The organism is Burkholderia sp. NLJ2, from assembly GCF_049487195.1.
In the GTDB taxonomy this organism is placed as follows: Bacteria; Pseudomonadota; Gammaproteobacteria; order Burkholderiales; family Burkholderiaceae; genus Burkholderia; species Burkholderia pyrrocinia.
In genome coordinates, this window is the sequence record NZ_CP137810.1 from 2970255 (window position 1) to 2996600 (window position 26346).

Annotated in this window: 21 protein-coding genes and 1 pseudogene; 10 read left to right on the plus strand and 12 right to left on the minus strand. The window is 67.5% G+C overall.

The window, feature by feature from the left end; all coding sequences use genetic code 11:
• Position 1 precedes the first annotated feature (1 nt).
• Entirely contained in the window at positions 2-943 is a 942-nt protein-coding gene (locus R9B84_RS35880; protein WP_423762077.1) for a LysR substrate-binding domain-containing protein, read from the plus strand.
• A 110-nt stretch (positions 944-1053) separates the two neighbouring features.
• On the opposite strand, the gene zwf is transcribed toward R9B84_RS35880, so the two are convergent.
• Positions 1054-2529, minus strand: coding sequence for a glucose-6-phosphate dehydrogenase (gene zwf, locus R9B84_RS35885; protein ID WP_423762078.1), 1476 nt, complete (start codon positions 2527-2529; stop codon positions 1054-1056).
• Positions 2530-2730: 201 nt separating this feature from the next.
• On the opposite strand from zwf, the gene R9B84_RS35890 reads away from it, so the two are divergent.
• The 4 genes from R9B84_RS35890 (at position 2731) to R9B84_RS35905 (ending at position 7219) form a co-directional block, all read left to right on the plus strand.
• Positions 2731-3309, plus strand: a complete 579-nt coding sequence (locus R9B84_RS35890; protein ID WP_423762079.1) for a TetR/AcrR family transcriptional regulator — start codon at positions 2731-2733, stop codon at positions 3307-3309.
• 195 nt (positions 3310-3504) lie between these two features.
• Positions 3505-4377: an SDR family NAD(P)-dependent oxidoreductase gene (locus tag R9B84_RS35895; protein WP_423762080.1), complete on the plus strand. Its 873-nt coding sequence runs from the start codon at positions 3505-3507 to the stop codon at positions 4375-4377.
• A gap of 266 nt (positions 4378-4643) precedes the next feature.
• Positions 4644-5834 (plus strand): M20 aminoacylase family protein, encoded by a 1191-nt coding sequence (locus R9B84_RS35900; RefSeq protein ID WP_423762081.1) that lies wholly within the window; start codon positions 4644-4646, stop codon positions 5832-5834.
• A 53-nt stretch (positions 5835-5887) separates the two neighbouring features.
• A complete protein-coding gene (locus R9B84_RS35905; protein ID WP_423762082.1) occupies positions 5888-7219 on the plus strand; it encodes an MFS transporter in 1332 nt (443 codons plus the stop codon).
• Positions 7220-7275: 56 nt separating this feature from the next.
• Here the strand turns inward: R9B84_RS35905 and R9B84_RS35910 are convergent, their stop codons facing one another.
• Positions 7276-8196 (minus strand): LysR family transcriptional regulator, encoded by a 921-nt coding sequence (locus tag R9B84_RS35910; protein ID WP_338640562.1) that lies wholly within the window; start codon positions 8194-8196, stop codon positions 7276-7278.
• 136 nt (positions 8197-8332) lie between these two features.
• Here R9B84_RS35910 and R9B84_RS35915 point away from each other — a divergent pair, with 136 nt between their 5' ends.
• Both R9B84_RS35915 and R9B84_RS35920 read left to right on the plus strand, forming a co-directional pair.
• A complete protein-coding gene (locus R9B84_RS35915) occupies positions 8333-9106 on the plus strand; it encodes a transporter substrate-binding domain-containing protein (protein ID WP_423762083.1) in 774 nt (257 codons plus the stop codon).
• A 56-nt stretch (positions 9107-9162) separates the two neighbouring features.
• Positions 9163-10278: a succinylglutamate desuccinylase/aspartoacylase family protein gene (locus R9B84_RS35920; RefSeq protein ID WP_423762084.1), complete on the plus strand. Its 1116-nt coding sequence runs from the start codon at positions 9163-9165 to the stop codon at positions 10276-10278.
• Positions 10279-10497: 219 nt separating this feature from the next.
• Here the strand turns inward: R9B84_RS35920 and R9B84_RS35925 are convergent, their stop codons facing one another.
• A complete protein-coding gene (locus R9B84_RS35925) occupies positions 10498-11286 on the minus strand; it encodes an IclR family transcriptional regulator (RefSeq protein ID WP_423762085.1) in 789 nt (262 codons plus the stop codon).
• Positions 11287-11596: 310 nt separating this feature from the next.
• Between R9B84_RS35925 and pcaF the strand changes: the two genes are divergently transcribed.
• A complete protein-coding gene (gene pcaF, locus R9B84_RS35930) occupies positions 11597-12799 on the plus strand; it encodes a 3-oxoadipyl-CoA thiolase (RefSeq protein WP_423762086.1) in 1203 nt (400 codons plus the stop codon).
• A gap of 108 nt (positions 12800-12907) precedes the next feature.
• Here the strand turns inward: pcaF and R9B84_RS35935 are convergent, their stop codons facing one another.
• The 4 genes and pseudogenes from R9B84_RS35935 to R9B84_RS35950 all read right to left on the minus strand — a co-directional run bounded on the left by R9B84_RS35935 (position 12908) and on the right by R9B84_RS35950 (position 14714).
• The gene (locus R9B84_RS35935) at positions 12908-13408 is read right to left on the minus strand and encodes a DUF523 domain-containing protein (protein ID WP_423763549.1); all 501 of its coding nucleotides are present in this window, start codon (positions 13406-13408) and stop codon (positions 12908-12910) included.
• Positions 13409-13509: 101 nt separating this feature from the next.
• On the minus strand, positions 13510-14070 hold the full coding sequence (locus R9B84_RS35940) for a GNAT family N-acetyltransferase (RefSeq protein ID WP_423762087.1): 561 nt from the start codon (positions 14068-14070) through the stop codon (positions 13510-13512).
• Positions 14071-14117: 47 nt separating this feature from the next.
• Positions 14118-14387: pseudogene (locus R9B84_RS35945) on the minus strand (SAM-dependent methyltransferase); the annotation flags it as partial.
• A gap of 144 nt (positions 14388-14531) precedes the next feature.
• Positions 14532-14714, minus strand: a complete 183-nt coding sequence (locus R9B84_RS35950; protein WP_423762088.1) for a hypothetical protein — start codon at positions 14712-14714, stop codon at positions 14532-14534.
• On the opposite strand from R9B84_RS35950, the gene R9B84_RS35955 reads away from it, so the two are divergent.
• Entirely contained in the window at positions 14713-16257 is a 1545-nt protein-coding gene (locus tag R9B84_RS35955) for a methyl-accepting chemotaxis protein (protein WP_423762089.1), read from the plus strand. The two genes, R9B84_RS35950 and R9B84_RS35955, sit on opposite strands and share 2 nt — an antisense overlap.
• A gap of 115 nt (positions 16258-16372) precedes the next feature.
• On the opposite strand, the gene gabD is transcribed toward R9B84_RS35955, so the two are convergent.
• Positions 16373-17842: an NADP-dependent succinate-semialdehyde dehydrogenase gene (gene gabD, locus R9B84_RS35960; protein WP_423762090.1), complete on the minus strand. Its 1470-nt coding sequence runs from the start codon at positions 17840-17842 to the stop codon at positions 16373-16375.
• Positions 17843-17924: 82 nt separating this feature from the next.
• Entirely contained in the window at positions 17925-19208 is a 1284-nt protein-coding gene (locus tag R9B84_RS35965) for a 4-aminobutyrate--2-oxoglutarate transaminase (protein ID WP_423762091.1), read from the minus strand.
• A gap of 126 nt (positions 19209-19334) precedes the next feature.
• On the opposite strand from R9B84_RS35965, the gene R9B84_RS35970 reads away from it, so the two are divergent.
• Positions 19335-20843, plus strand: a complete 1509-nt coding sequence (locus tag R9B84_RS35970; RefSeq protein ID WP_423762092.1) for a PLP-dependent aminotransferase family protein — start codon at positions 19335-19337, stop codon at positions 20841-20843.
• A gap of 19 nt (positions 20844-20862) precedes the next feature.
• Here the strand turns inward: R9B84_RS35970 and R9B84_RS35975 are convergent, their stop codons facing one another.
• The 3 genes from R9B84_RS35975 to R9B84_RS35985 form a co-directional block, all read right to left on the minus strand.
• Complete coding sequence (locus R9B84_RS35975) at positions 20863-21039, minus strand: hypothetical protein (RefSeq protein WP_423762093.1); 177 nt, start codon at positions 21037-21039, stop codon at positions 20863-20865.
• Positions 21014-24511 (minus strand): patatin-like protein, encoded by a 3498-nt coding sequence (locus R9B84_RS35980; protein ID WP_423762094.1) that lies wholly within the window; start codon positions 24509-24511, stop codon positions 21014-21016. Before R9B84_RS35980 ends, R9B84_RS35975 begins: the two co-directional genes overlap by 26 nt.
• 320 nt (positions 24512-24831) lie before the next feature.
• Positions 24832-26337 carry a YfcC family protein gene (locus R9B84_RS35985; RefSeq protein ID WP_423762095.1) on the minus strand — a complete coding sequence of 502 codons (1506 nt, stop codon included), beginning with the start codon at positions 26335-26337 and terminating at the stop codon, positions 24832-24834.
• Positions 26338-26346: the final 9 nt, after the last annotated feature.

The window sequence follows — 26346 nt, forward strand, 5'->3', positions numbered from 1 at the left end:
AATGAAAGTCACGCTCGACGAACTCCAGGCCTTTGCGGCCGTGGTCGACACCGGTTCGATCACCGCTGCCGCGCAGCAGCTCGACCTCACGGTTTCGGCCACCAGCCGCACGCTCGCGCGGCTCGAGGAGAAGCTGAAGACCACGCTGCTGCGCCGGACCACGCGGCGGCTCGAACTGACCGAGGAAGGGCGCGCGTTCCTGCAGGACGCGCGCGCGATCATCGAATCGGTCGAGAACGCTGAGGAGCAGATGCTCGCGCGCCGCGAGATGCCGTCGGGGCGCCTGCGCGTCGACGCCGCGACGCCGTTCATGCTGCACGTGATCGTGCCGCTCGTGCGCGGCTACCGCGAACGCTTCCCGAAAGTCGAACTGGAGCTGAACAGCAACGAAGGGATCATCGACCTGCTCGAGCGGCGCACCGATGTCGCGATCCGGATCGGCCGGTTGAAGGATTCGACGCTGCACAGCCGGCGCATCGGCAACAGCCGGCTGCGCATCCTCGCGAGCCCCGCGTATGTCGAAGCGCACGGCCAGCCGCGCAAGGTCGAGGATCTCGGCAAGCACACGCTGGTCGGCTTCACGCAGCCCGAATCGCTGAACGTGTGGCCGATCCTCGGCACCGACGGCGAGCCGTGCCGCATCGAGCCGGGCATCTGGTCGTCGAGCGGCGAGACGCTGCGGCAGCTCGCGCTGGACGGCGCGGGCATCGTCTGCCTGTCGGATTTCATGACCGCGCAGGATCGCGAAGCCGGGCGGCTCGTGCAGGTGCTCGCGCGCCAGACGCTCGACGTCGAGCAGCCGATCCATGCGGTGTACTACCGCAATACCGCGATCTCGTCGCGGATCGCGTCGTTCGTCGACTACATGATCGAGGTGCTGGGCGGCGGCAGCGGCAGCGATGCGCCGGCGCGGCGCAAGGCCGCGTGGCTGGCGCCGCGGTAGCGGCGGCGGGCGGCCTGCGGGGGGAGACGGAGGAAGACGGAGAAAGGCGGGGCGGGCATACGCCCCGATTGGCCCGGCGTGCCGCGTGGCGGCACGCCGTCGTACGTCGGTTACGCCTCTTCGGACCAGGACATGCCGTCGCGTGCGAGCAGCGCCGACGAGGCCGCAGGCCCGAACGTGCCGGACGTGTACAGGCGCGGCCGGTCGCCGAGCTGCTTCCAGCCGTCGAGGATCGGCTCGACCCACGACCATGCGGCTTCGAGTTCGTCGCGGCGCATGAAGTGCGTGAGGCGGCCGCGGATCACGTCGATCAGCAGCCGTTCGTACGCTTCCGCGCGCCGCTCCGGAATCGCCTGCTGCAGGTCGAGGTTCAGGCTCACGGGCACCATGTTCATCCCGCTGCCCGGTTCCTTCGCGAGCATCTGCAACTGGATCGACTCTTCCGGCTGGAGCTGGATCACGAGGCGGTTGCCGTAATGGCGCGGCCCGGTCGGGATGATCGAGAACGGCATGTCCGCGAACTCGATCACGATTTCCGACTGGCGGCGCTGCAGCCGCTTGCCCGTGCGCAGGAAGAACGGCACGTTCGCCCAGCGCCAGTTGTTGATGTGCGCGCGCAGCGCGACGAAGGTTTCCGCGCGGCTGTCCGCCGGCACGTTGTCTTCCTCGAGATAGCCCTTGACCGGCTGGCCGTCGACCGCGCCGGCCGTGTACTGGCCGCGCACCGTTTCGCGCGCGACGTCCGACAGCGCCATCGGCCGCAGCGAGCGCAGCACCTTCAGCTTCTCGTCGCGCACCGCGTCCGGGTCGAGCGACACGGGCGGCTCCATCGCGACGATGCACAGCAGCTGCAGCAGGTGGTTCTGCACCATGTCGCGCAGCGCGCCCGTATGGTCGTAGAAGCCCGCGCGGCTGCCGACGCCGACCGTTTCCGCGACCGTGATCTGCACGCTGCGGATGTTCGGCGCCTGCCACAGCGGCCCGAAGATCGGATTGCCGAAGCGCAGCACCATCAGGTTCTGCACGGTTTCCTTGCCGAGATAGTGGTCGATCCGATAGATCTGCGATTCCTCGAAGTGCTTGCCGACCGCATCGTTGATCGCCTTCGCGGATGCGAGATCGTGGCCGAGCGGCTTTTCGAGGACGACGCGCGAGCGCGCGTCGACGAGGCGCGCGGCCGACAGGTTGTCGCAGATCGTCGTGAACAGCTCCGGCGACGTCGACAGGTAGAACACGCGGATCGCATCGCCGCGCGCCGCTTCGGCGAGCCGCAGGTAGTCGTCCGGTGCGCTCACGTCGATCAGCACGTACTTGAACAGGTCGAGGAAACGGCTCCACGCGTCGGCGTTGAACGCCTTCTCGTCGATGAACGGGCGCGACTGCTCTTCCATGAACTTGCGATAACCGTCGATGCCCCAGTCGCGGCGGCCGACGGCGATGATGCGCGTTTCGGGCGGAAGGTTGCAGTGCAGGTGCGCCATGTACAGCGCGGGCAACAGCTTGCGGGCGGCCAGGTCGCCGCCGCCGCCGAAGATGATCATGTCGACGGGCCGGTCGGCCGCGGTCTGGGTAGGTTGATTCGTCATGGGAGGTTCGCGGTTTGAAACGGTGAACGTGAAACGAACGTCGAGGGCATCGGGCGCCGATGTGCCGGCACCGGTACGGCAAAACGATAATAGTGCACGGTTTTGATGGATTGCGTATGCGTTCCCCCAGATGTAACAGGGCTTGCATTCCGTCGGGCGGCTTGATTATGATTGAGCGCTCACTCATTAAAGGAATCGAACGTGGCCCGACCGCGCAGTCCCGACAAGCACGACGCCATCCTCGCCGCCGCCGCCCGCGCGCTCGCGGAGGACGGCGCGACCGCGACGACCGCGCGCATTGCGCGGCTTGCCGGCGTGGCGGAAGGCACGGTGTTCACGTACTTCGAGACCAAGGACGCGTTGCTGAACGCGCTGTATCTGAGCCTGAAGGCCGGGATGCGCGAAGCGATGATGACCGGCTTTCCGGAGGGCGCGGCGGCCGAGCAGGCCGTGCGGCATGCGTGGAACGGCTATGTGTCGTGGGGCGTTGCGAATCCGGACGGGCGGCGCGCGCTGCAGCAGCTCGGCGTGAGCGGGCGCATCGACGACGCGCATCGCGCGGCCGGCGCCGAAGGCTTCGGCACGATCCGCTCGCTGCTGCGCGAGCAGATCGTCGCGTCGCGCGGGCTGGAACCCGACGAGGCGCATGCGTTCTGCGCGGCGCTGTTTACGTCGATTGCGGAAACGGCGATGGAGTCGGTCGCGCGCGATCCTGCGCGGGCCGATGCGTACCGGGAAGCCGGGTTTCGGGCGTTGTGGGCTGTGCTGCACGTGGTGTGAGCGTGAGGCGAACGATGTGACGGAAGGGTTGGCAGTCGTGACGGCATAGGCAGTGCGTGTGCCGTGTGCCGTGCGACGGAAGGCAGGACGGTTTCAGGCAGGACGACGCATCGCGCGAATCATCGATGCATCGTCGATATTAATGAGTGAGTAATCATTCATTTTGGTGGTTTCATCTTTTCGAGGAGCGGAAAAATGTCGAAAGTCTGGCTGGTAACAGGGGCCGCGCGCGGTCTTGGGCGAGCGATTTCGGAAGCGGTGCTGGCGGCGGGAGACCGGCTGGTGGCCGGTGCGCGCGATCCCGTGCGGCTGGCCGATCTGGCCGAGCGTCATGGCGACCGGCTGCTGCAGGTCGCGCTCGACGTCACCGACGAAGCGGCGGCCGCGCAGGCTGTCGCGGCGGCACGCGAAGCGTTCGGCCGCATCGACGTGCTGGTGAACAACGCGGGTTACGGCCATACGGCGCCGTTCGAGCAGATGGGCGCCGATGACTTCCGCGACCAGATCGAAACGAACCTGTTCGGTGTGATCAACCTGACGCGCGCGGTGCTGCCGACGATGCGCGCGCAGCGCGCGGGGCACATCTTCCAGGTGTCGTCGGTCGGCGGGCGCACGTCGACGCCCGGTTTGTCCGCGTACCAGGCGGCGAAGTGGGCGGTCGGCGGGTTCAGCGACGTGCTGTCGAAGGAAGTCGCGCCGTTCGGCGTGCGCGTGTGCACGCTCGAGCCCGGTGGGATGCGGACCGACTGGGCCGCGCAGGCGAAGCGTGGCATCGACGACCTGCTGCCCGACTATGAGCCGTCGGTCGGGAAGATTCTCGAGCTGCTCGGCGCGTATGGCGGCCGCGAGGTCGGCGATCCGGTGCGGATCGCGAAGCTGATCGTCGAGCTGTCGCGTCGCGACGACGTGCCGATGCGTCTGCTGCTCGGCGGCGATGCGCTGTTCGTGTGCGAACAGGCGGAAACGCAGCGCGCGGAAGAAGCGGCGCGGTGGCGCGATGCGACGCTGTCGACACAGTTTCCGGATGCGCAACTGCCGGCGGGGCTGGAGGCGTTGAAGCGCGTGTAGTGAGCGCGGCAGTGCGCTGCCCGCGCGGCGGCGCGGGCCGTGCGTAGCGGCAGGTCCGATGCGAGCAGCCGGACAAGCAGATACCGGCCACCGTGACGGGGCGCGATACGCGATCGCCCCCCCGTACTAACCCTGATTAATAAACCTTATCGCGGTGAAAAATTCCGCATCTTATTGAACGGATATCGGCTCGATATAGTGGCTCGCTTTCCCGCACGCACCGTCCGCGTGCGGCTGACACGCTGACACTCAGCAGGAGCCGCTTGATGACCACCGACGTCCGTTTCACCGAAATCGAGGATCTGCTGCCCGCCGCCGGCGGGCTGCGCGAGATCCGTCACCACATCCATCACCATCCCGAACTCGCGTACGAAGAGCATGACACCGCCGCGCTCGTCGCGGACAAGCTCGAGCAATGGGGCTGGCAGGTGACGCGCGGGGTCGGCAAGACGGGCGTCGTCGGCACGCTGCGCGTGGGCGACGGCACGCGCAGCATCGGCATTCGCGCCGACATGGATGCGCTGCCGATCGTCGAGGCGACGGGCCTGCCTTATGCAAGCGGCACGCACGGCAAGATGCACGCGTGCGGCCACGACGGCCACACGACGATGCTGCTCGGCGCCGCGCAGCATCTGGCGAAGACGCGCAACTTCTCCGGCACCGTGCACCTGTATTTCCAGCCGGCGGAAGAACACGGCGTCGACAGCGGCGCGAAGAAGATGATCGACGACGGCCTGTTCGAACGCTTCCCGTGCGACGCCGTGTTCGGCATGCACAACCATCCGGGCGCGGCGCCCGGCGTCTTCCTCACGCGGCGCGGCCCGTTCATGTCGGCCGGCGACAAGGCGATCATCACGATCGAAGGCGTCGGCGGCCACGCGGCGCGGCCGCACCTGACGGTCGACCCGGTCGTCGTCGCGGCGAGCATCGTGATGGCGCTGCAGACGATCGTCGCGCGCAACGTCGACCCCGCGCAGCCGGCGGTCGTCACGGTCGGCTCGATGCACGCGGGCACCGCGAACAACGTGATTCCGAACGGCGCGCGCCTCGAACTCAGCGTGCGCTCGTTCAGCCCCGACGTGCGCGCGCTGCTCAAGCGCCGCATCGTCGAGCTGGCCGAAACGCAGGCCGCGAGCTACGGCGCGAGCGCGAACGTCGAGTACATCGAAGGCTACCCGGTCGTCGTCAATACGGATGCCGAAACGGATTTCGCCGCGCAGGTCGCGCGCGAGCTCGTCGGCGATGCGCACGTGGTCGAGCAGACCGACCTGCTGATGGGCAGCGAGGATTTCGCGTTCATGCTGCAGCAGCGGCCGGGCTCGTTCGTGCGGCTCGGCAACGGCGAAGGCGAGGACGGCTGCATGGTGCACAACCCGAAATACGACTTCAACGATCGCAACCTGCCGATCGGCGCGGCGTTCTGGACGCGTCTCGTGGAGCGTTACCTGGGGCAGTGATCGCGGTGGCGCGCGGCCGGCGCTTCCGGCCGCATTGAGAGGAGCATAAAACGATGCAGAAAGACCATCTCGCGCTGCACCCCGCATCGACGAGGGCCGTCGAAACCGGCGCAACCGGCGCGCCCGCCGTCACGCGGCGCGGTGCGATCGCGGCGGCCGTGATCGGCAACTGGCTGGAATTCTTCGATTTCACCGTGTACGGCTTTTTTGCGGTGCTGATCGGCAAGCTGTTCTTCCCGTCGAGCGATCCGACCACGTCGCTGCTGCTGTCGGTCGCGACGTTCGCCGCCGGCTTCTTCACGCGGCCGCTCGGCAGCGTCGTGCTCGGCGTCTACGCGGACCGCAAGGGGCGCAAGGCCGCGCTGAACCTGACGATCATGCTGATGGCGCTCGGCACGGGCCTGATCGCGATCGCGCCGACGTATGCGCAGGTCGGCATGGCCGCGCCGCTGCTCGTCGTGTTCGCGCGGCTGATGCAGGGCTTCTCGCAGGGCGGCGAATTCGGCGCGGCGACCACGACGCTGCTCGAACAGGGCGGCACGTCCCGCCGCGCGTTCCGCGCAAGCTGGCAGCTCGCGACGCAGGGCGGCGCCGCGCTGATGGGCTCGGGTTTCGCGGCGCTGCTGTCGAACACGATGACCAAGGATGCGCTGGAAAGCTGGGGCTGGCGGCTGCCGTTCCTCGTCGGCGTGCTGATCGCGCCGGTCGGCATGTATCTGCGCCGCCGGCTCGCGGACGATGCGCCCGGCGACAGCCATCACGGCATCGAGCGCGGCGTGCTGCACGAGCTGTTCTCGAAGCACACGCGCACGGTGCTGCTGCTGATGCTCACGGTGATGGGCGGCACGGTGTCGACCTACATCCTGACCTTCTACATGCCGACCTATGCGATCCACACGCTCGGCCTGCCGATGAAGCTGTCGATGTTCGTCGGCGTTGCATCGGGTTGCGTGATGCTGGTCACGTGCCCGCTGTTCGGCTTGCTGTCGGACCGGATCGGCAGCCGGCGCGTGCCGATCTTCGTCGGCCGCGGCGTGCTGGTCGTGCTGCTGTTCCCGGCGTTCTGGCTGATGAACCATCATCCGACGCTGTCGGTGATCCTGCCGCTGACCGCACTGATGCTGCTGTTCTATTCGCTCGGCTCGGCGTCGGAGATGGCGCTGATGTGCGAGTCGCTGCCGCGCCATGTGCGCGCGACGGGCATCTCGATCGCGTATGCGCTCGCGGTGACGATCTTCGGCGGCACCGCGCAGCTGATCGCGACCGGGCTCGTGAAGACGACCGGCAGCAAGCTCGCGCCGGCCGGCTACGTGGCCGCGTGCGTGGTGCTGTCGCTGATCGCGGTCGCGATGCTGCGCGAGACGGCGCAGGAGTCGATGGACTGACGTGCGGTGCCTCGGGCGTCCGGCGACGGGCGGCGGAGGCAAGCGGCAATACGCGCCTACCGCCCGCGCACCATCCTCAGATACGACGCGAGCATCGTCGCCAGTTCCTGCGCGGCCGGCGCCAGCGGCACGGCCGCGCGCTGCAGCAGGCAGACGTCCTGCGATTCCGCCTGCTCGCGCACGGGCACCTTGGCGAGCGCGCCGGCGAACGGCCCATGCCGCGTGATGGCTTCGGTTTCGAGCGCAAGGCAATCGGTCTGCGTGACGAGCTGCAGCGTCTCGAACATCCCTTCGACGGTCGCGAGAATCTTCGGCGGTGGCTGGCCATGCGCGTCGAAGTACGCGAGCAGCCGGTTGACGACCGGGTCGGCGCTCAGGTTCGGCGAGCGCGTGGACACCCACGCGTAGCCGGCCAGTTCGGCGAGCGATTGCGCGTGCATCGCCGGATGCCCGGTGCGGCACACGACCACCGGCGCCGACGCATGCAGCGGCGTGACCGCGAGGTCGGTCGTGTCGGTCTGCTTCGCGACGTGCGAGATCGCGAAATCGATCGCACTTTCGCGCAGCCAGCCGATCATCATTCTCGACGTGCCGGTGCGCAGGTGCACGTCGACCTTGTCGAAGCGCGCGCGAAACGCGGTCAGCACGGGCGCGAACGCGTCGATCAGGGGTTCGGTGACGAGTCCGAGCGTGACGGTGCCTTCGTATGCGCCGCTCAGTTGCCGGATTTCCCGCTCGACCTGCTCGCATTCGCCGAGGATCGAACCGGAGCGCGCGAGCAGTCGCTGGCCGACGGCCGTCGGCACGATGCCGCGATTGGTGCGTGTGAACAGCGTCGCGCCGAGCGTCGCCTCGAGGCTTTGCAGTTGCTGCGTGACGCCGCTTTGCGCGAGATCGAGTGCGCGCGCCGCGGCGCGCAGGCTGCCGTGCTCGACGACGGCCTGGAAGATGCGAAGCTGGGATAGCGTGAACGCCATGGGCAAGCGCGATGCCGGTGATCGAAATTGGTGATCATGATAAGGCAGCCGATGATTCCGGCGGCGGCGCGTGCGCACTACGATCGCTGGCAGTCCGGCTCATGCCGTTTGCCCCTCTTCCTGCCTCCCGTCGACCATGAAACGCTTCCTCGTCCCGCTCGTTTCCCTGTGCATCGGATTGGCGGCCACGTCCGCCAGCGCGCTCGACGCGCATGTCGTGCGCCTCGGTATCGACCCGACCTATCCGCCGATGGACGCGAAGGCGCCCGACGGCAGCCTGAAGGGCTTCGACGTCGATCTCGGCAACGAAATCTGCCGTCGCGCGCAACTGCGCTGCCAGTGGGTCGAGCTCGAGTTCTCCGGGATGATCCCCGCGCTGCAGGCGCGCAAGATCGATGCGATCCTGTCGTCGATGGCGATCACCGAGAAGCGCGAGAAGCAGATCCTGTTCTCGTCGAAGCTGTTCCGTTTCAAGTCGCGGCTCGTCGCGCGGCCCGGGACCGGGCTCGACAGCGCGGCGGCGTCGCTGGCCGGCAAGCGCGTCGGCGTGCAGTCGGGCACGCAGTTCGAATCGTGGGCACTTGCGCACTGGGCGCCGGCCGGCGTCGGCGTGGTGCCGTACAAGAGCCAGGACGACGTGTTCGCCGATCTCGTCAACGGCCGGCTCGACGCCGCGCTGCTCGGCACGGTGGAAGCCGATTACGGGTTCCTGCGCCAGCCGCGCGGCAAGGGCTTCGCGTTTGTCGGCGCGCCGCTCGACATGGGCGATCGCGGTGTCGGTATCGGCATGCGGCAGTCCGACACGGCGCTCAAGGCGTCGATCGACGGCGCGATCGCGTCGATGCTGAAGGACGGCACCTACGACAGGATCGCGAAGCAGTACTTCGATTTCAACCCGTACGGCGACTGAGTGCCGTGCGCGCCGATTCCTCCGATTTCTTCGCTTTCAACCGTTCGAGACCATCGATGCAGATTCGCACCACGCCGCTCCTGTCGCCGTCGATCGGCACGCAGCGCACGCTGACGAGCTTTCATTTCGGGCCGGCCGATACCGGCCGCAAGATCTACCTGCAGGCCGCGCTGCACGCGGACGAGACGCCTGCGATGCTCGCGGCGTTCGTGCTGAAGCAGCGTCTCGCGCAGCTCGATGCCGAAGGCCGGCTCGCGGCCGGGATCGTGCTCGTGCCGGTCGCGAACCCGGTCGGCCTCAATCATCATCTGCTCGGGCAATTCATCGGCCGTTTCGACCTCGCGAGCGGCCGCAACTTCAATCGCGGCTTCCTGCCGCTCGCGGAAATCGCCGCGCGTGCGCGCGACCGGCTAGGCGATGACCCCGAACGCAATCGCGCGATCGTGCGCGAATGCGTCGGCGCGGCGCTCGACGATATCGCGCCGCGCACCGAATTCGACGCGCTGCAGCGCGCGCTGCTGAAGCTGTCGCATGACGCCGATGTCGTGATCGACCTGCATTGTTCGCTCGAAGCGGTGATGCACGTGTACACGAGCGACACCGCGTGGCCGGAGGTCGAGCCGCTGGCGCACTATCTCGGCGCGGACGTATCGCTGCTCGCCGAGGATTCCGGCGGGCATGCGTTCGACGATGCGCATCACCTGCTGTGGTCGCAGTTGCGGCAGCACTTGCCGGACGGCACGCCGATGGCGGCCGGCACCGTGGCCGTGACGGTCGAGTGCCGCGGCCAGCGCGACGTGACGTATGAATATGCGGAACGCGATGCCGATGCGCTCGTCGACTATCTGGTGTGGCGCGGCGCGGTGCGGGGCGAACGCGCGCCGCTGCCGCCGCTTGCCGCGCCGGCCACGCCGCTCGCGGGCAGCGAGCAGTTCTACGCGCCGGTGAGCGGGATTCTCGTGCACCGTGCGGCGATCGGCGCGACGATCCGCACTGGCGATCCGCTGTTCGACATCGTCGATCCGCTGACGGATGCGATCACGACAATCTCGAGCGGGACCGATGGGGTGTTCTATATGCGGCGCGCGATCCGTTTCGTGACGGCCGGTGCGCCGCTCGGCCGCGTGACGGGCACGGTGCCGGTGCGCACGGGGCTGTTGCTCGGCGCGTGACGGGTGCGGCTGGCACCGAGTCCGATAGGCTCCGTGCAATTTCGTTCTCGTCAAATTGACCGGGCTTCAGCGCGTCACTAAATTGTGCGGCGCGGAGTTTGCTCCGTGTTCCGTGAGAAGAACGTTGAAAAAGAGTCAGAGTTGGCGGGCAGCTTGTGCTGCCCGCCTTTTTTCATGAGTGGATTGTCGTATCGCTGATACGACAATCGAGCTGGACGCTCACCCCCGTCGCGCCACCAGCTCCGACACCGTCTGCGCGGCCTGCTGCAGCGGCCCGAGAAACTCCTTCACCATCTGCTTCGCGGTATGCCGCTGCGCGTTGCCGCTGATGTTCATCGCCGCGATGATCTGCCCCCGCCGGTTGCGGATCGGCGCGGAGATCGACATCAGGCCTACTTCGAGCTCCTGGTCGACCACGGCCCAGCCCTGCTGGCGCACCTGCGCGATCGTCGCCTTCAGTTCGCCGAGGTCCGTGATCGTGCGCGGCGTATGTGCGCGGATGCTGCTCTGCGCGAGCGTTTCGTCGAGCGCCGCGTCGTCGAGCGCGGACAGCAGCACGCGGCCCATCGACGTACAGTACGCGGGCAGCCGGCTGCCGATCGACAGGTTGATCGTCATGATCTTGTGCGTCGGCACGCGCAGCACATAGACGATTTCGGTGCGGTCGAGCACGGCGGCCGAGCAGCTTTCGTGGATCTGCGCGGACAATTGTTCCATCACGGGATCGGCGAGATTCCAGAACGGCATCGACGTCAGGTACGCGAAGCCGAGCTCGAGGATCTTCGGCGTGAGCCGGAACAACCGGCCGTCGGCCTCGACGTAGCCGAGCGTCTGCAGCGTGAGCAGGATCCGGCGTGCGCCCGCGCGCGTCAGGCCGGTCGCCGACGCGACCTCGGTGAGCGTCTGCTCCGGGCGTGCCGCGTCGAAAGCGCGGATCACCGCGAGGCCGCGCGCGAACGACTGCACATAGGAGTCGCCGGGTTTTGTCTGGGTGTCTTCGGGTGTCATGAGCGGTTGGAATGTCGTGCAGCCGAGAAGATAGCGCATGGGGCCTGACACGCCAACCGCACGGCGGACCGGGCGCTTGACAGGTCGTCCCCGCACTCCCTATGATGCGTTGAACGTTCGATACACGATCTTATGTTCGTATATAGAACATTTAAGCGCATCCCGGCGGGCAATGCAAGGGGCGCGCCCCGTTCATTTCCCAGCCTTGCATGTGGCCGGAGCCAGCGCTAGCGCGCCCACGCCGGCCGACCGCGAAGCATGGGACCGGAGTAAGCGCCAAAGCGCCACCTCCGGCCGACTGGAGACACTGATGACCGAAGCTTTTCTGTGTGATGCGATCCGTACGCCGATCGGGCGTTACGGCGGTGCGTTGTCCGGCGTGCGCGCCGACGATCTCGGCGCGGTGCCGCTCAAGGCGCTCGTCGAGCGCAACCGCGACGTCGACTGGACGGCGATCGACGACGTGATCTACGGCTGCGCGAACCAGGCCGGCGAGGACAACCGCAACGTCGCGCGCATGTCGGCGCTGCTCGCGGGCCTGCCGCAGGGCGTGCCGGGTTCGACGATCAACCGGCTGTGCGGTTCGGGGATGGATGCGGTCGGCGTGGCCGCGCGGGCGATCAAGTCGGGCGAGGCCGCGCTGATGGTCGCGGGCGGCGTCGAGAGCATGACGCGCGCGCCGTTCGTGATGGGCAAGGCCGCGAGCGCGTTCGCACGCCAGGCCGACATCTACGATACGACGATCGGCTGGCGCTTCGTCAATCCGCTGATGAAACAGCTTCACGGCGTCGATTCGATGCCGGAGACGGCCGAGAACGTCGCGGTCGACTACAACATCAGCCGCGCCGACCAGGACCTGTTCGCGCTGCGCAGCCAGCAGAAGGCCGCGCGCGCGCAGCAGGACGGCACGCTCGCCGAGGAAATCGTGTCGGTCACGATTCCGCAGAAGAAGGGCGATCCGGTGGTCGTGTCGCGCGACGAACATCCGCGCGAGACGTCGCTCGAAACGCTCGCGAAGCTGAAGGGCGTCGTGCGCCCGGACGGCTCGGTGACGGCCGGCAACGCGTCGGGCGTCAACGACGGCGCCGCCGCGCTGCTGCTCGCGAACGAAGAAACCGCGAAGCGCTTCGGTCTGACGCCGCGTGCGCGCGTACTCGGCATCGCGACGGCCGGCGTCGCGCCGCGCGTGATGGGTATCGGCCCCGCGCCGGCTACGCAGAAGCTGCTCGCGCGGCTCGGGATGACGATCGACCAGTTCGACGTGATCGAGCTGAACGAGGCGTTCGCGTCGCAGGGTCTCGCGGTGCTGCGCATGCTCGGCGTCGCCGACGACGATCCGCGCGTGAACCCGAACGGCGGCGCGATCGCACTTGGCCATCCGCTTGGCGCATCGGGTGCGCGTCTCGTGACGACCGCGATGTACCAGCTGCATCGCACGAACGGCCGCTTTGCGCTGTGCACGATGTGCATCGGCGTCGGCCAGGGCATCGCGATCGCGATCGAACGCGTCTGATACGCGTGACGCGGAGAAGCGGCCGGACTTGCGCCGCTTCGCTGTTTTTCCGCTTCGCCGTTCCCCAAACGATGCGCGGCACGACAATCGTCGTGTCGCGCATCGTCGTTAACCGGCCTGCGATATCTGCCTGAGGCGCGCGTCGAGCGCGTCGATCTCGGTGTCCGCGAACACCTCGATGCCGTGCTCGCGCAGCAACGCCGCCGTGACACCGGCGCCCGCATGCCGCCGGTTCGCGAAACTCCCGTCATAAATGAAGGTGCTGCCGCACGACGGACTGCCGTCGGCCAGGATCGCGAAGCGGCAATCGTGCGCACGCGCGAGTGCCAGCGCGGTTTGCGCGCCGGAGACGAACAGCGCCGTCACGTCGGTGCCGTTCACGTCGACGATGCGTGCGGCGCCTGACAGAACCTGCTGCCCGGATTCGCCATCCGCGATTTCGGCGGGCGGGCGCGGCACGCTGAAGCCGCCCGCCAGTTCGGGGCAGACGGGCACGAGACGCCCTTCGCGCTGCCACCGTTCGAGCGCCTCGTGCGCGGCGGTCTTGGCCGAGCCGTTGTAACGCACTGGATGACCGACCACGCACATGCTCACGAGGATCTTCGGCATGGCTTGCGGCGGCGGTTCGTTTTGCAATTTCGCTCTCCGTGTTGGCTGATGGCAGCCGCGGCGACGCGGGAAATTCTACGCGTCACCCGCATGCCGGTGCGTCAGGCCGTCTGCCCTTCCAGATGAATGTCTTCCGGCTCGAGTGCGTACAGCGCCGGGTCGGGCGATGTGCTGACCGTAAAGCCGAGCCGCAGGTAGAAGTCGATCGTGCGCTGCGACGGCGTCGCCGACACATACAGGCGTTCCGCGCCCATCGCGCGCGCCTGCGCGTGGGCCGCGCGATAGAGCTGTTCGCCGAGCCCGCAGCCGCGCCAGTCGCGGCTCACATGCAGGAACTTCAACTGCAGCATGTCGTGTCGCGGGCCGAGCGGGCGGCTGTCGACGACGACCGCCGCGACGAGCCGTGCGCCGTCGAACATGCCGAGGAACCAGCCGCCGCGATCATGGCAGTCGAGCAGGATCGGCGTGTAGTGATCGGCTTCGCCGGCGGGCCAGCCGGCGACATCGTAGAACGCCGGAACGAGATGCAGCGCGCCGTCGCGCAGCACATACAGGTGCTCGATGATCTCGCGCCGGTCGATGGTCCACACGAGCGGCACCTCGTCGCGCGCGAGCGCGCGTGCGCAAAGCGCGTCGCGTTCGGCGGCGGTACGGCGCATCATGCGGCCGCCCGGTGCGCGGCGATCGCGTACATCAGCGGCAGGCGCGGCACGTCGGCGCGCTCGAACCGCGCGAAGCCGATCGCTTTGTCGGAGTTTTCGACGCCCGTCGCATCCGCGCCGTCGCGCACGAGGCTCGGCGTGTCCTGCCCCGCGTTGCACTGCAGGTGCGTGACGTCGCCGAGCAGTTCGCGTTCTTCCGGAAACAGCGTCGAGCCGCCATCGCGGAAAAATGCGGCCTGATCGCCTTTATGGCTGTTATGCGCGACCGTCGCCGTATTCCAGGACAGCCGATTCAGTTCGTGCAATGCCTTTTTCATCGAATTCGAATACCGGTTGAATGGAGCAGGATAGATCGAATCGTTTCGCCGCGCGCAATGGCTGCCGGCATTGGCGCGCCATGCGGCGTTTCCGGACAGCGCGTTGTGACATGCGGATAAACGCGCGCGGCGATTATCGACGGATTATTTGATCGAAATCATAGCGGCGGCCGAATTGCTTATTTTATGCGCGGCAAGGGTAAGGTTTTCCGCCGGATTGCCGACAGTAAAGATGAAGACCGTCGTAAAGCGATCAACCGTTTTTCGGCTACTGAGCGTGATTTCAGCGCGGCGCGGACGACAGATCCGCCTTTCGGAGCCTTGCATGCGCAATAACCAGCCTGTTACCCAACAAGAATTCGATTTTCCCGACGACGTCACGCTGATGTCGACGACCGATGCAGACGGCACCATCACGTACGCGAACACGACGTTCGCGCAGGTGAGCGGCTTCTCGAACGAGGCGCTCGTCGGCCAGCCGCACAACGTGGTGCGCCACCCGGACATGCCGCGCGAGGCATTCGCCGACATGTGGGCGACGCTCCGGCGCGGCGAGCCATGGACCGCGCTCGTCAAGAACCGCCGCAAGAACGGCGATCATTACTGGGTGCGCGCGAACGCGATCCCGGTGATGCGCAACGGCGAGCCGCAAGGCTACATGTCGGTGCGCACGAAGGCGCCGCGCGACGAGTCCGAGGCTGCCGACGCGGTGTATCGCGCGTTTCGCGAAGGCAAGGCGGGCCAGCGCCGGTTCCACAAGGGGCTGGTCATCCGCACCGGGCTGCTGCGCATCGCGTCGCTGTCGCAGACGATGTCGGTGCGTGCGCGCGTTCATGCGGCGCTGTGCGTGCTGGCGCCGGTTGTCGTCGGCGCGGGCTGGGCATGCGGGCTGGCCGGCGGCGGGCTTGCCGCATTTGCCGGCGTGACGGTCGGCGTGACGGCTGCGGCCGGACTATGGCTCGACACGCAGATCGTGCGTCCGCTGAAGCGGCTGCACGACCAGGCGCTGAACGTCGCGACCGGCGAGAGCCGGCGCGGCGTGCGGATGAACCGCGTCGACGAGATCGGGATGACGCTGCGCACGATCAACCAGCTCGGGCTGATGTTCCGCTGGCTCGTCGACGACGTCAGCGAACAGGTGCACAACGTGCAGCGCGCGAGCAACGAGATCGCGCAGGGCAACAACGACCTGAGCGCGCGCACCGAGCAGGCCGCGTCGAGCGTGCAGGAGACGGCCGCGTCGATGGCCGAGATGACGGCGACGGTCGACAGCAACGCGGAAACCGCGCTGCAGGCAAACCGGCTCGCGGTGTCGGCGAGCGATGTGGCCGAGCGCGGCGGAAAGGCGGTGAGCGAAGTGGTCACGACGATGAACGACATCACCGACAGCTCGCGCAAGATCGCCGACATCATCGGCGTGATCGATGGCATCGCATTCCAGACCAACATCCTCGCGCTGAATGCGGCGGTCGAAGCCGCGCGTGCGGGCGAACAGGGGCGCGGCTTCGCGGTGGTCGCGGGCGAAGTGCGGGCGCTCGCGCAGCGCAGCGCGAACGCGGCGAAGGAGATCAAGACGCTGATCGGCGCGAGCGTCGAGCGGGTCGAGTCGGGCGCGCGGATCGTCGACGGCGCGGGCAAGACGATGGAGGACATCGTCACGCAGGTGAAGCGCGTGTCGGACCTGATCGCGGAGATCAGCTCGTCGACGGCCGAGCAGAGCACGGGGGTTGCGCAGGTCGATCAGGCGGTCGTGCACCTGGACAACATCACGCAGCAGAACGCGGCGCTCGTCGAGCAGAGCACGGCGGCGTCGGAGAGCCTGAAGCAGCAGGCGACGCGGCTCGTCGATGCGGTGAACGTGTTTCGGTGATTGAGGAGACGCGAGGTGACGCGGGTGCGGCGGAGAGGGGTACCGGCCCGCGTTGGACCGCCCGGTTCCGGCCGGGCGGTCAGGGCCTGTCACGTAAGCGGCAGGCCCTGAACCGTTACACGGCGAGGCAGAGGTACTTGATCACGACGTAGTCGTCGATGCCGTAGTGCGAGCCTTCGCGGCCGAGGCCCGACTGCTTGACGCCGCCGAACGGCGCGACTTCGTTCGAGATCAGGCCCGTGTTCACGCCGACCATCCCGTATTCGAGCGCTTCGGCGACCTTCCACACGCGACCGATGTCGCGGCTGTAGAAGTACGCGGCAAGACCGAATTCGGTGTCGTTCGCGAGGCGGATCACCTCGTCGTCGCTGCCGAACTTGAACAGCGGCGCGAGCGGCCCGAACGTCTCTTCCTTCGCGACCTTCATCGCCGGCGTGACACCCGTCAGCACGGTCGGCTCGAAGAAGCCGTGGCCGAGCGCGTGGCGCTTGCCGCCCGTCACGACAGTCGCGCCCTTCGCGAGCGCGTCCTCGATGTGCGCCTCGACCTTCAGCACGGCCGCTTCGTTGATCAGCGGGCCTTGCGTCACGCCCGGCTCGGTGCCGCGACCGACCTTCAGCTGGCCGACCGCCGTCGCGAGCTTCTGCGCGAACTGGTCGTACACGGCTTCATGCACGTAGAAACGGTTCGTGCACACGCACGTCTGGCCGCTGTTGCGGTACTTCGACGCGATCGCACCCTGCACGGCCGCATCGAGATCGGCGTCGTCGAACACGATGAACGGCGCGTTGCCGCCGAGCTCGAGCGAGACCTTCTTGACCGTCGCCGCGCATTGCGCCATCAGCAGGCGACCGACCGGCGTCGAGCCGGTGAACGACAGCTTGCGCACGATCGGGTTCGACGTCAGTTCGCCGCCGATCGCCTTCGGGTCGCCGGTGACGACGCTGAACACGCCGGCCGGCACGCCCGCACGCTCGGCCAGCACGGCCATCGCGAGCGCGGAGAACGGCGTTGCCTCGGCGGGTTTCACGACGATCGGGCAGCCTGCGGCGAGCGCGGGGCCGACCTTGCGCGTGATCATCGCCGCCGGGAAGTTCCACGGCGTGATTGCCGCGCACACGCCGATCGCTTCCTTCGTCACGACGATGCGCTTGTCGCTCGCCGGCGTCGGGATCGTGTCGCCGTACACGCGCTTGCCTTCTTCCGCGAACCATTCGAGGAACGACGCCGCGTAGCCGATCTCGCCCTTCGCTTCGGCCAGCGACTTGCCTTGCTCGGTCGTCAGGATCAGCGCGAGATCGTCGGCGTTTTCCATCATCAGGTCGTGCCACTTGCGCAGGATGACCGCGCGTTCCTTCGCGGTCTTCTTGCGCCACGCCGGCCATGCGGCGTTCGCGGCGTCGATCGCGTGACGCGTCTCGGCCGTGCCCATCGCCGGCACGGTGCCGAGCAGGCCGCCCGTTGCCGGGTTGCGGACTTCGAACGTCTCGCCGTTCGTTGCGCCTTGCCATTCGCCGTTGACGTACGCCTGCTGTCGGAACAGCGACGGGTCCTTCAGTGCCAGGGATTCTTGAACAATGCTCATGCCGGTGTCTGCTTTGAAGATGACGGATGAAAAGGCCGCCGCCGTCTCGACGACGGCGGCGGCGCATTCAGTGGACGGGAACTCAGGCCGGCACGCCGACCGTTTCCTTCAGCACTTCCTCGAGGATCACGAGCGCTTCGTCGAACACGGCCTCGGGAATCGTCAGCGGGAACAGGAAGCGCACGACGTTCGAGTACACGCCGCACACGAGCAGCAGCAGGCCGCGCTCGAGCGCACGCGTCTGCACGCGCTTCGTGAATTCCGCATCCGGCTCGCCCGAACCCGGCTTCAGGAACTCGACCGCGATCATCGCGCCCGGGCCGCGCACGTCGGCGATCTGCGGCACGTCGGCCTGCAGCGCGCTCAGCTTCGCCTTCAGCACGTCGCCGAGTTGCGTGGCGCGGTCGCACAGCTTCTCTTCGTCGATGATCTCGAGCACCGCGTGCGCCGACGCAACCGCCAGCGGGTTGCCCGCATACGTGCCGCCGAGGCCGCCGGGCGCTGCCGCGTCCATCACGTCGGCACGGCCGACGACGCCCGACAGCGGCATGCCGCCCGCGAGGCTCTTCGCCATCGTGATCAGGTCGGCCAGCACGTCGTAGTGCTGCATCGCGAACAGCTTGCCGGTACGCGCGAAGCCCGTTTGCACTTCGTCGGCGATCAGCAGGATGCCGTGTTCGTTACAGATCTTGCGCAGCGCGCGCACGAATTCCGCCGGCGCCGCGTAGAAGCCGCCTTCGCCCTGGACCGGTTCGAAGATGATCGCGGCGACGCGCTTCGGATCGATGTCGGCCTTGAACAGCATCTCGATCGCCTTGATCGAGTCGGCCGTCGTCACGCCGTGCAGCGCGTTCGGGTACGGCGCGTGGAACACGTCGCCCGGGAACGGGCCGAAGTTCAGCTTGTACGGGGCGACCTTGCCGGTCAGCGCCATGCCCATCATCGTGCGGCCGTGGAAGCCGCCCGAGAACGCGATGACGCCCGGACGGCCGGTCGAAGCGCGCGCGATCTTGATCGCGTTCTCGACGGCTTCGGCGCCGGTCGTGAAGAACGCAGTCTTCTTCGGGAAATCGCCCGGCGCGCGTGCGTTGATCTTCTCGGCCAGCTCGACGTACGACGCGTACGGGACGATCTGGTAAGCGGTGTGCGTGAAGTTGTTCAGTTGATCCGCGATCGCCTTGACGATCTTCGGGTGGCGGTGGCCCGTGTTCAGCACCGCGATGCCGGCGGCGAAATCGATGAAGCGGCGGCCTTCGACATCCCACAGTTCCGCGTTCTCGGCGCGGGCTGCGTAGAAATCACACATCACACCGACGCCGCGCGGGGTGGCGGCGTTCTTGCGGGCCTGCAGGTCGGCATTCTTCACGGTCATCTCCTTGATGTTCTGTCCGGTGGGTAGAAAATCGGGCGCGTTGGCAGCCCATGGAGGCGACTATAATCACATTTGGCTCTGACAATCAGAGCCATTTCAATAAATATTCAGGAGCCAATCATGCGCGCGAGCGTGTTGTCGGACTGGCTGGCGCAGCGCCTCGTGCGCGGCGGCGAACAGCCGATCTACCGGCAGCTTCACCGGCTGCTGCAACAGGCGATCCTGTCGCGCGAACTGCCGGCCGGCACGCGCGTGCCGTCGTCGCGGCTCCTGGCCGCCGAGCTCGGGATCGCGCGCAACACGGTCACGCAGGTTTACGAACAGCTTGCGCTCGAAGGTTATGTGAACTCGGCGACGGGCCGCGGCACGTTCGTCGCCGACAGCGCGCCGGACGAGATCGTCGGTGCGCCGCCCGACGCGGCGGCCGGCCCGGCCGTGGTGCTGCCGTCCGCGCGGCGGCTGTCCGCGCGCGGCACGCGGCTCGTCGAAGGGGCTGGCGTGTCGAAGCGCCAGGGCGGCGCGTTCATGCCGGGCGTGCCCGATGTGTCGCGATTTCCGGCGCGCGTGTGGACGCGGCTGCACAACAAGTACTGGCGGCGCCTGCGCCCCGACCTGCTGACCTATGCGCCGGGCGGCGGGCTCGCGCTGCTGCGCGAGGCGCTGGCCGACTACCTGCGCACGTCGCGCTCGGTGCGCTGCACGCCCGAGCAGATCGTGATCACGACCGGCATCCACCAGTCGATCGACCTCGCGGTGCGGCTCCTGACCGATCCCGGCGACGCGATCTGGACCGAGGACCCGTGCTACTGGGGCGTGCGCAGCGTGCTGAACGTGTCGGGGCTGACCACGCGGCCGATCCCGGTCGACGAGGAAGGCATCGCGCCGTCGGCTGCCGATCTCGCCGAACCGCCGAAGCTGATGCTCGTCACGCCGTCGCACCAGTATCCGCTCGGGATGGTGATGAGCCTCGCGCGGCGCCGGATGCTGCTCGAATACGCGCGCCAGCACGGCTGCTGGATCATCGAGGACGACTACGACAGCGAATTCCGCTACGGCAGCCGGCCGCTCGCGTCGCTGCAGGGGCTCGACACGGCCGGGCAGGTGATCTACGTCGGCAGTTTCGGCAAGACGCTGTTCCCCGGGCTGCGGGTCGGCTACCTGGTCGCGCCGGAACCGCTCGCGGAAAGCTTCGCGACCGCGAGCGCCGAGCTGTATCGCGAAGGGCAGTTGCTGCAGCAGGCGGTGCTCGCCGAGTTCATCGCGGAAGGGCATTTCGTGTCGCATATCCGCAAGATGCGCACGCTGTACGGGCAACGCCGCGAAGTGCTGCTCGATGCGGTCGCGCGCCGCTACGGCGACACGCTGCAGGCGCTCGGCAGCGACGCGGGGCTGCATCTCGTCACGCGATTGCCGGACGGCGTCGACGATCGCACGGTTGCGCAGGCCGCGCTCGAACGCAATATCGTCGTGCGGCCGCTGTCCGGCTATTACGCGGATCGCGAGCGCGCGGCGCCGGGGCTGCTGCTCGGTTATGCGTGCGTGCCGGAGGACGAGATCGCGACGGCGTTCGCGACGCTCGCCGAGGCGATCGACGAGCGGGCGTTTCGCGCGGACCCGCTGGTGGTCTGACGCGGCACGGCCGGCGGGTCTACCTGCGCCGCGCAAACCACCCGAACGCATGCTTCACGCGCCACTCGAACCGGGACCAGACCGTCGTTGCCTGGCACATGGCGAGCAGCGTCGACAGCGCGACGAGCAGGCTCAGCGCAAACACGGGGTGCCGCCAGTCGAACCGGCGTTCACGCGCGGCAGCCTGCACGTTCAAGCAGGCCGACGCCGCCGGCACGGCAGCGGCCGTCAGCCGCGCGCACGTTCGACAGTCGTCGAGCGTCCCGAGCGGGGCTGCGGCGCATTTTTCGCGATCCGGATGCATCGGCGTGACCGGCCGGTCGCCGGGCGAGGTCGACGCGGCGAGTGCGCGCGTGAACGGCGCGCCGTGCAACTTGTTCGATACCTGATCCCTGACGACGTCGAACTGACCGCTTCCCAGCAGGCCGGCGAACACGATCGCTGCGATCCCGATCGTCCACTGCAGCCACGGAAACCGGGGGGCTCAAGGAGAGCGCGAGCGCAAATACGAGGATCGCGATAGCCCAGATCAGGGCGCCGGGCATGGCCGTGAAGACGCCAAGCGCGACGACCAGCAGCAGTGCCACAAACAGCATCGGCGTGCGCAGCATCGAGAGGACGATGCCATAGGCGAACAGGGCCCAGCCAAGCAACACGATCGCGTGCGGCAGCCGGGCCGCGTCGCCGAGCTCTTGCTGCGACCAGGCGAATTGCAGCACGACGATCGCGAAACCCACCGCGAGCAGCGCGCCGTTGAGCGCCGCGCTCGTGCGCGAGCGGTGCAGCAGCCCTTGGACGACGAAATAAAAACCCAGGATCGGCACGCGCAGCGACGCGAACAGTGCGCTGATCGGCCCGAGCTTCGCCCCCTTGCTGGCCAGCGTGCTCTGCAAGGCGGCTGCCGTGTGCGACATCGTGCGCGTAAACAGGTCCGATCCCGCCTCGGTCGGCAGGCTCTCGTCGGCGAGCAGCCCGAGCCGCAGGCATGCCTCGGCCGCTTGCGGGGTATGGCGCGGGGGCGGGGTCGGGATCCGCCGGCGCGGGGCGGGCGGAGCCCAGATCTGGTGGATCGTCCGTCCGGGGCCGAGATCTTCCGCACCGTCGCTCACGTCTTCCGTGATCGCTTGCGACAGCACGTCGAGTTCCTCCTGCAGGATTCCGTAATGCAGTCGCAGCGTGATGGCATCCGCGCATGCGCGCAGCATGTCGGGCGGCGAGCTGTCCGGGTGGTCGAGAAACACCAGCTCGGTGGCGATCAGTTCCCGGCAGCCGTTGCGCTGCCAGGCCTTGTCGAGCACGTTCCGCAGCACGCTCGAAGGCGCGGAATCCACGGCGATTCGCCGGATGTCCTGTGCGGCGAGCCGGGCGGCATCCGGCCGGTTGGCGTAGACATATTGCAGTCGCTCGGGATTGAGCAGCACCTTGACCAGGCGTTCCGCTCCGTCGAGCCGCCCGTAGATCCAGTCGTTGATGCGCCACGATTTCTTGTAGAAGCCACCGAAATGCGCGAGTTGCAAACCCAGCAGCTTCTTGTGCGCATCGGCCCGGTCAGGCGCGAGCGGGCTCGATGCATTGCCGCTGATCTGCACGAGCTCGATCAGTGAATCTTCAGACAGTGCATCTCGATCGTTGAACGCATATTGGATGACCTCGAGCTGCATCAGGCGGAACAACGTACCGCGCCTGACATTGTCCGGCGCTTGTCGCGTGCGTGAAAGCAGGAACCTGGGTGTGCGCTCGGGCGCCAGGAATTCAACCAGGCGCCGCAGGCCGAGCGCGCGTTCGGTATCGGCCGCGTTCAGCTCGAGCGCGTCGAGCTCGCTCAGGATGAGCTTCGCCAGGTCGCCTGCCTCGCAGATGATGCTTGCGATTCGGTGGACGATCCGCGCACATCGCGCGCGGCGCAGCGGCGTCGTCACGAAGGCGAGCATTGCCTCGAGGTCATCGGGCGCAAACAAGGTCGAATCGGGCATCGCCTGTTTTGCTTCGGGCTGTTCCATCTTCTTGCGCGCAGCAGGCCCGGCGCGCTTGCCGATCGTCGCGAGCAGTGTTTGTGCATGCGATTTCCAGCGCGACTCCTCGGCGTGCCGGAACCGGGTGACGGCCGTCACTTCGTGGTAGGCATCCTGCCAAAGCGATGTGAGGAGATTCGACGATTCGTTTTCCTGCCGTTCCGTCGACAGGTGTGGCGGCGAGACGGGCACGTCCGGATCGGACCAGTCGTCACACGGCTGGTCGACGTTCGGCGTGTCCGCGAGCGGCGCATCCTCGGACTCGCGCAATGCGATCAGGGCATGAAACCGCTGCATGAGGCGCAACATGTCGAGCAGCACCTTCGCCGCGAAATCGACGGGCGCCAGTCCCCACGCCCACTGCGACGATCGTTCGAACGCGTCGTTCGTGGAGGCTTGCGGCCATGCCGGCGGAATCCACTGGTCCCACGCGATCTTGCCGAACATGATGCGCATCGCTTCCTTGCCGTGCTTGCCGATCAACTGCTGTCCTGCGCTGGCGGCCGGATTGCCGGCCGCAGCTGCAGGGAAGGACGAATAGACGAACGACTCGAACGTGTTGGCGATGCGGCGCTTTCGATAAAGATCGAACAATTGCGTGGCCAGGTCTTCGAGCTCGGGTGCGGACCTCGAACGGACCAGGTCGAGCACGTCGTTGCGTCGTTCCCGGACTGTATGGTTGTGCCGCTGGATCGCCGCGAGCTGGTCCGCGATCGTCTGCGATTGCGGGATGCTCCACACACTCGATGCGAGCACCGAGCCGAGCGGCGGCATGTCGCCTGCCGCATCGGGCGGCGACGCATCCGACGCATCGCGCGTGCCATTGCCCGGATCGGGATTGATGTAGGCGAGCACGCGTCGCACGCCGCGTTCGGCCGGCATGGAGAAGATCGACTGCAGGGCGCCGTCGAACGGCTTGTTGTCGAGGACGCCGCCGTCGATCACGTAGCGCGGCGTGTCGAGCGGCTCGCCGGCGACGTCGACGAACGTGGGGTGCCCGGCGATGTCGTCGGTCTCGATCCTCGACGGCTCGAATGCCAGCGGAAACGACGCCGTGGAGCGTGCCGCGCGCGACAGCGCGGCGAGCAGCGGGTCGGCTTCCCGGAAATCGTCGCGTCGCGGGGAACGGACGAAATGGAAGCGGGCACGGTGGTCGACGTCGCCGACTTGCGATCCCAGATCGTCGACCGTACAGGCGGGGCGACCTTGCAGCAGTGTCGTCGTGAGATAGAGATCGAGCGGCGCATCGACCGGCGTGCCGGTGCCGTGCGCGAGCGACTGGAATGCCTTCGTCAATTCCGGCAGGAAATAGTCGTCGCCCATCAGCAGCGAGCCGGGATTGCGGGCGAGCGGCGGGCGCAACAGGCGGTCGAACGCGCCGATTTCCTTCCAGACGTCCCGCAGTTGCGCAAAGCGTCCGCCGTATGCGAGCGCGATCGCGAGCGCCGCGCCGTTGATCCCGCCCGCGCTCGTGCCGCTGATGACGTCGACGCGCGCGGTGGTGCGCGTCATGTCCAGCAGGGCCGCATAGACGGGATGGCTGCGCGTGACGATCCGGTGGATCTCGTTGGTGACTCCGCCCATCCATACGGCGAGACTGATGCCACCATTCATCACGAGTGCGAGTCGCAACTCCTCGACGGCTTCGTTCGACATGGCTTCCCCCGATCCGGAACGGAGGCGAACGAATGCCCGATGCGTCGAAACGGAACCCGCAACAATCCCCCGGATTCAGCATCGCCACCGAATGCGCGCCCCCGTGCTGTTTTTCGTCTTTTTGTTCGATGCGCCGCGTGATCGTCGTGCGCGCGTGTCGTCGAACAGGCTTCTGAGTAGACGTTATATGCGGACGCGGCGAAGAAGCACAGGGCGATTCGGGTAAACGATGTTCGACGATGAGCGCCTGCACGGCGGGGCCTCGGATGGGGGGCGGCTGGACGATCGCACCTGACGTGCGACCCCGTCTTTCCCGTCGTTCAATACCCGATCCACACCGCGAACGTCAGCACGACGCATGACAGCGCGAGCAGCGTCAGGAACAGCGGCAACACGAAGCGGATCCACGCGCCGAAGTCGACGCGCGCGGTCGCGAGATACGCGAGCAGCATCCCGGACGTCGGCGTGACGAGGTTCGTCAGTCCGCCGCCGAGCACGAACGCAAGCACCGACGTCTGGCCGCTCACGCCGGAAAGCTGCGCGATCGGCCCGATGATCGGCATGCTGACCGCGGCCTTGCCCGACACCGACGGGATGAACACGTCGAGCAGCATCTGCACGCCCATCAGACCGTTCGCGACCCACACCGGCGACTGCCCGTCCGCGAGCCGCGTGAAGAAGTGGATCAGCGTGTCGAGCACGAGGCTGTTCTGCAGCAGCAGCTCGACCGATGCGGCGAGCCCCATCAGCAGCGCGGCGAGCATCATGTTCTTCATCCCGTCGACGAACGCATCGGCCGCGCTGCGCGAATCGAGCCGGCCGATCACGGCCGTCGCGATGCTCACGGCCGCGTAGAACGCCGCGAGTTCGACGTTGCCCCATTTCAGTTCGCGCGTGCCGTAGATCAGCATCGCGACGGCCGCGGCAAATACGACCAGCGTTGCCTTATGGCGCAGCGACAGTTTCGCGGTTGCGTGCGTGGTGTTGCCCGCCGCGGTTTGCCCCGCCCGGTAGCCGGTGTTGCGCACGTAGCGCAGCAAGTACAGGATGCCGATCGTCAGGAATACGACGAATACGGCCGCGCGCAGCGCAACGCCGCTGAACAGCGGCACGCCGACGAGCGGCTGCGCGACGGCGAGCGCGAGCGGGTTCGTGACCGACGCGATATAACCGATCTTCGCGGCGATCGCGACGAGCGCGACCGCGAACAGGTCGGACAGCCCGAGGCGCCGCGCGATCACGACGACCATCGGAATGATCACGAGGTATTCGGAGATGAAGCCGAGCAGCGTGCTGCCGAGCCCGATCAGGATCATCAGCATCGGCGTCAGCAGGTACGCGTTGTTGCCGGTGAGCTGCAGCAGCCGGTCGATGCCGGCATCGACGACGCCCGTGCGGCGCATCACGCCGAACATCCCGCCGACGAACATCACCATCACGATCAGCGGCGCGTTCTTCAGCAGGCCTTCCGGCACCGCGACGAACGCGGACACGAGGCTTGCCGGCAGCGCGTGCGCGGGCGTGCTGTGGCTGACGGCCGGCGCGACGAGCGTCGCGAGCGAGGTCGTCTTCGGCACCACCTGATAGGTGCCCGGGATGACGAGCCGGCCGTTGCGCGCGAAGTGGCCGGAGTCGACGCTCCACGTGAGCGCGATCGCGGCGGCCAGCACCCACAGCATCATCACGACCGGGTGCAGCATCTTGCCGTGCGGATGCGGCGCGTGGCCGGCGGGCGCCGCCGGGTCGCCGGCCGCCGGATCGCCGGCCGCGATTGCGGTAGCGTCGGCGCCGTGCGCGCCGACGGGGTTCGGGGAAGAGGCGGACATCGGATCCTC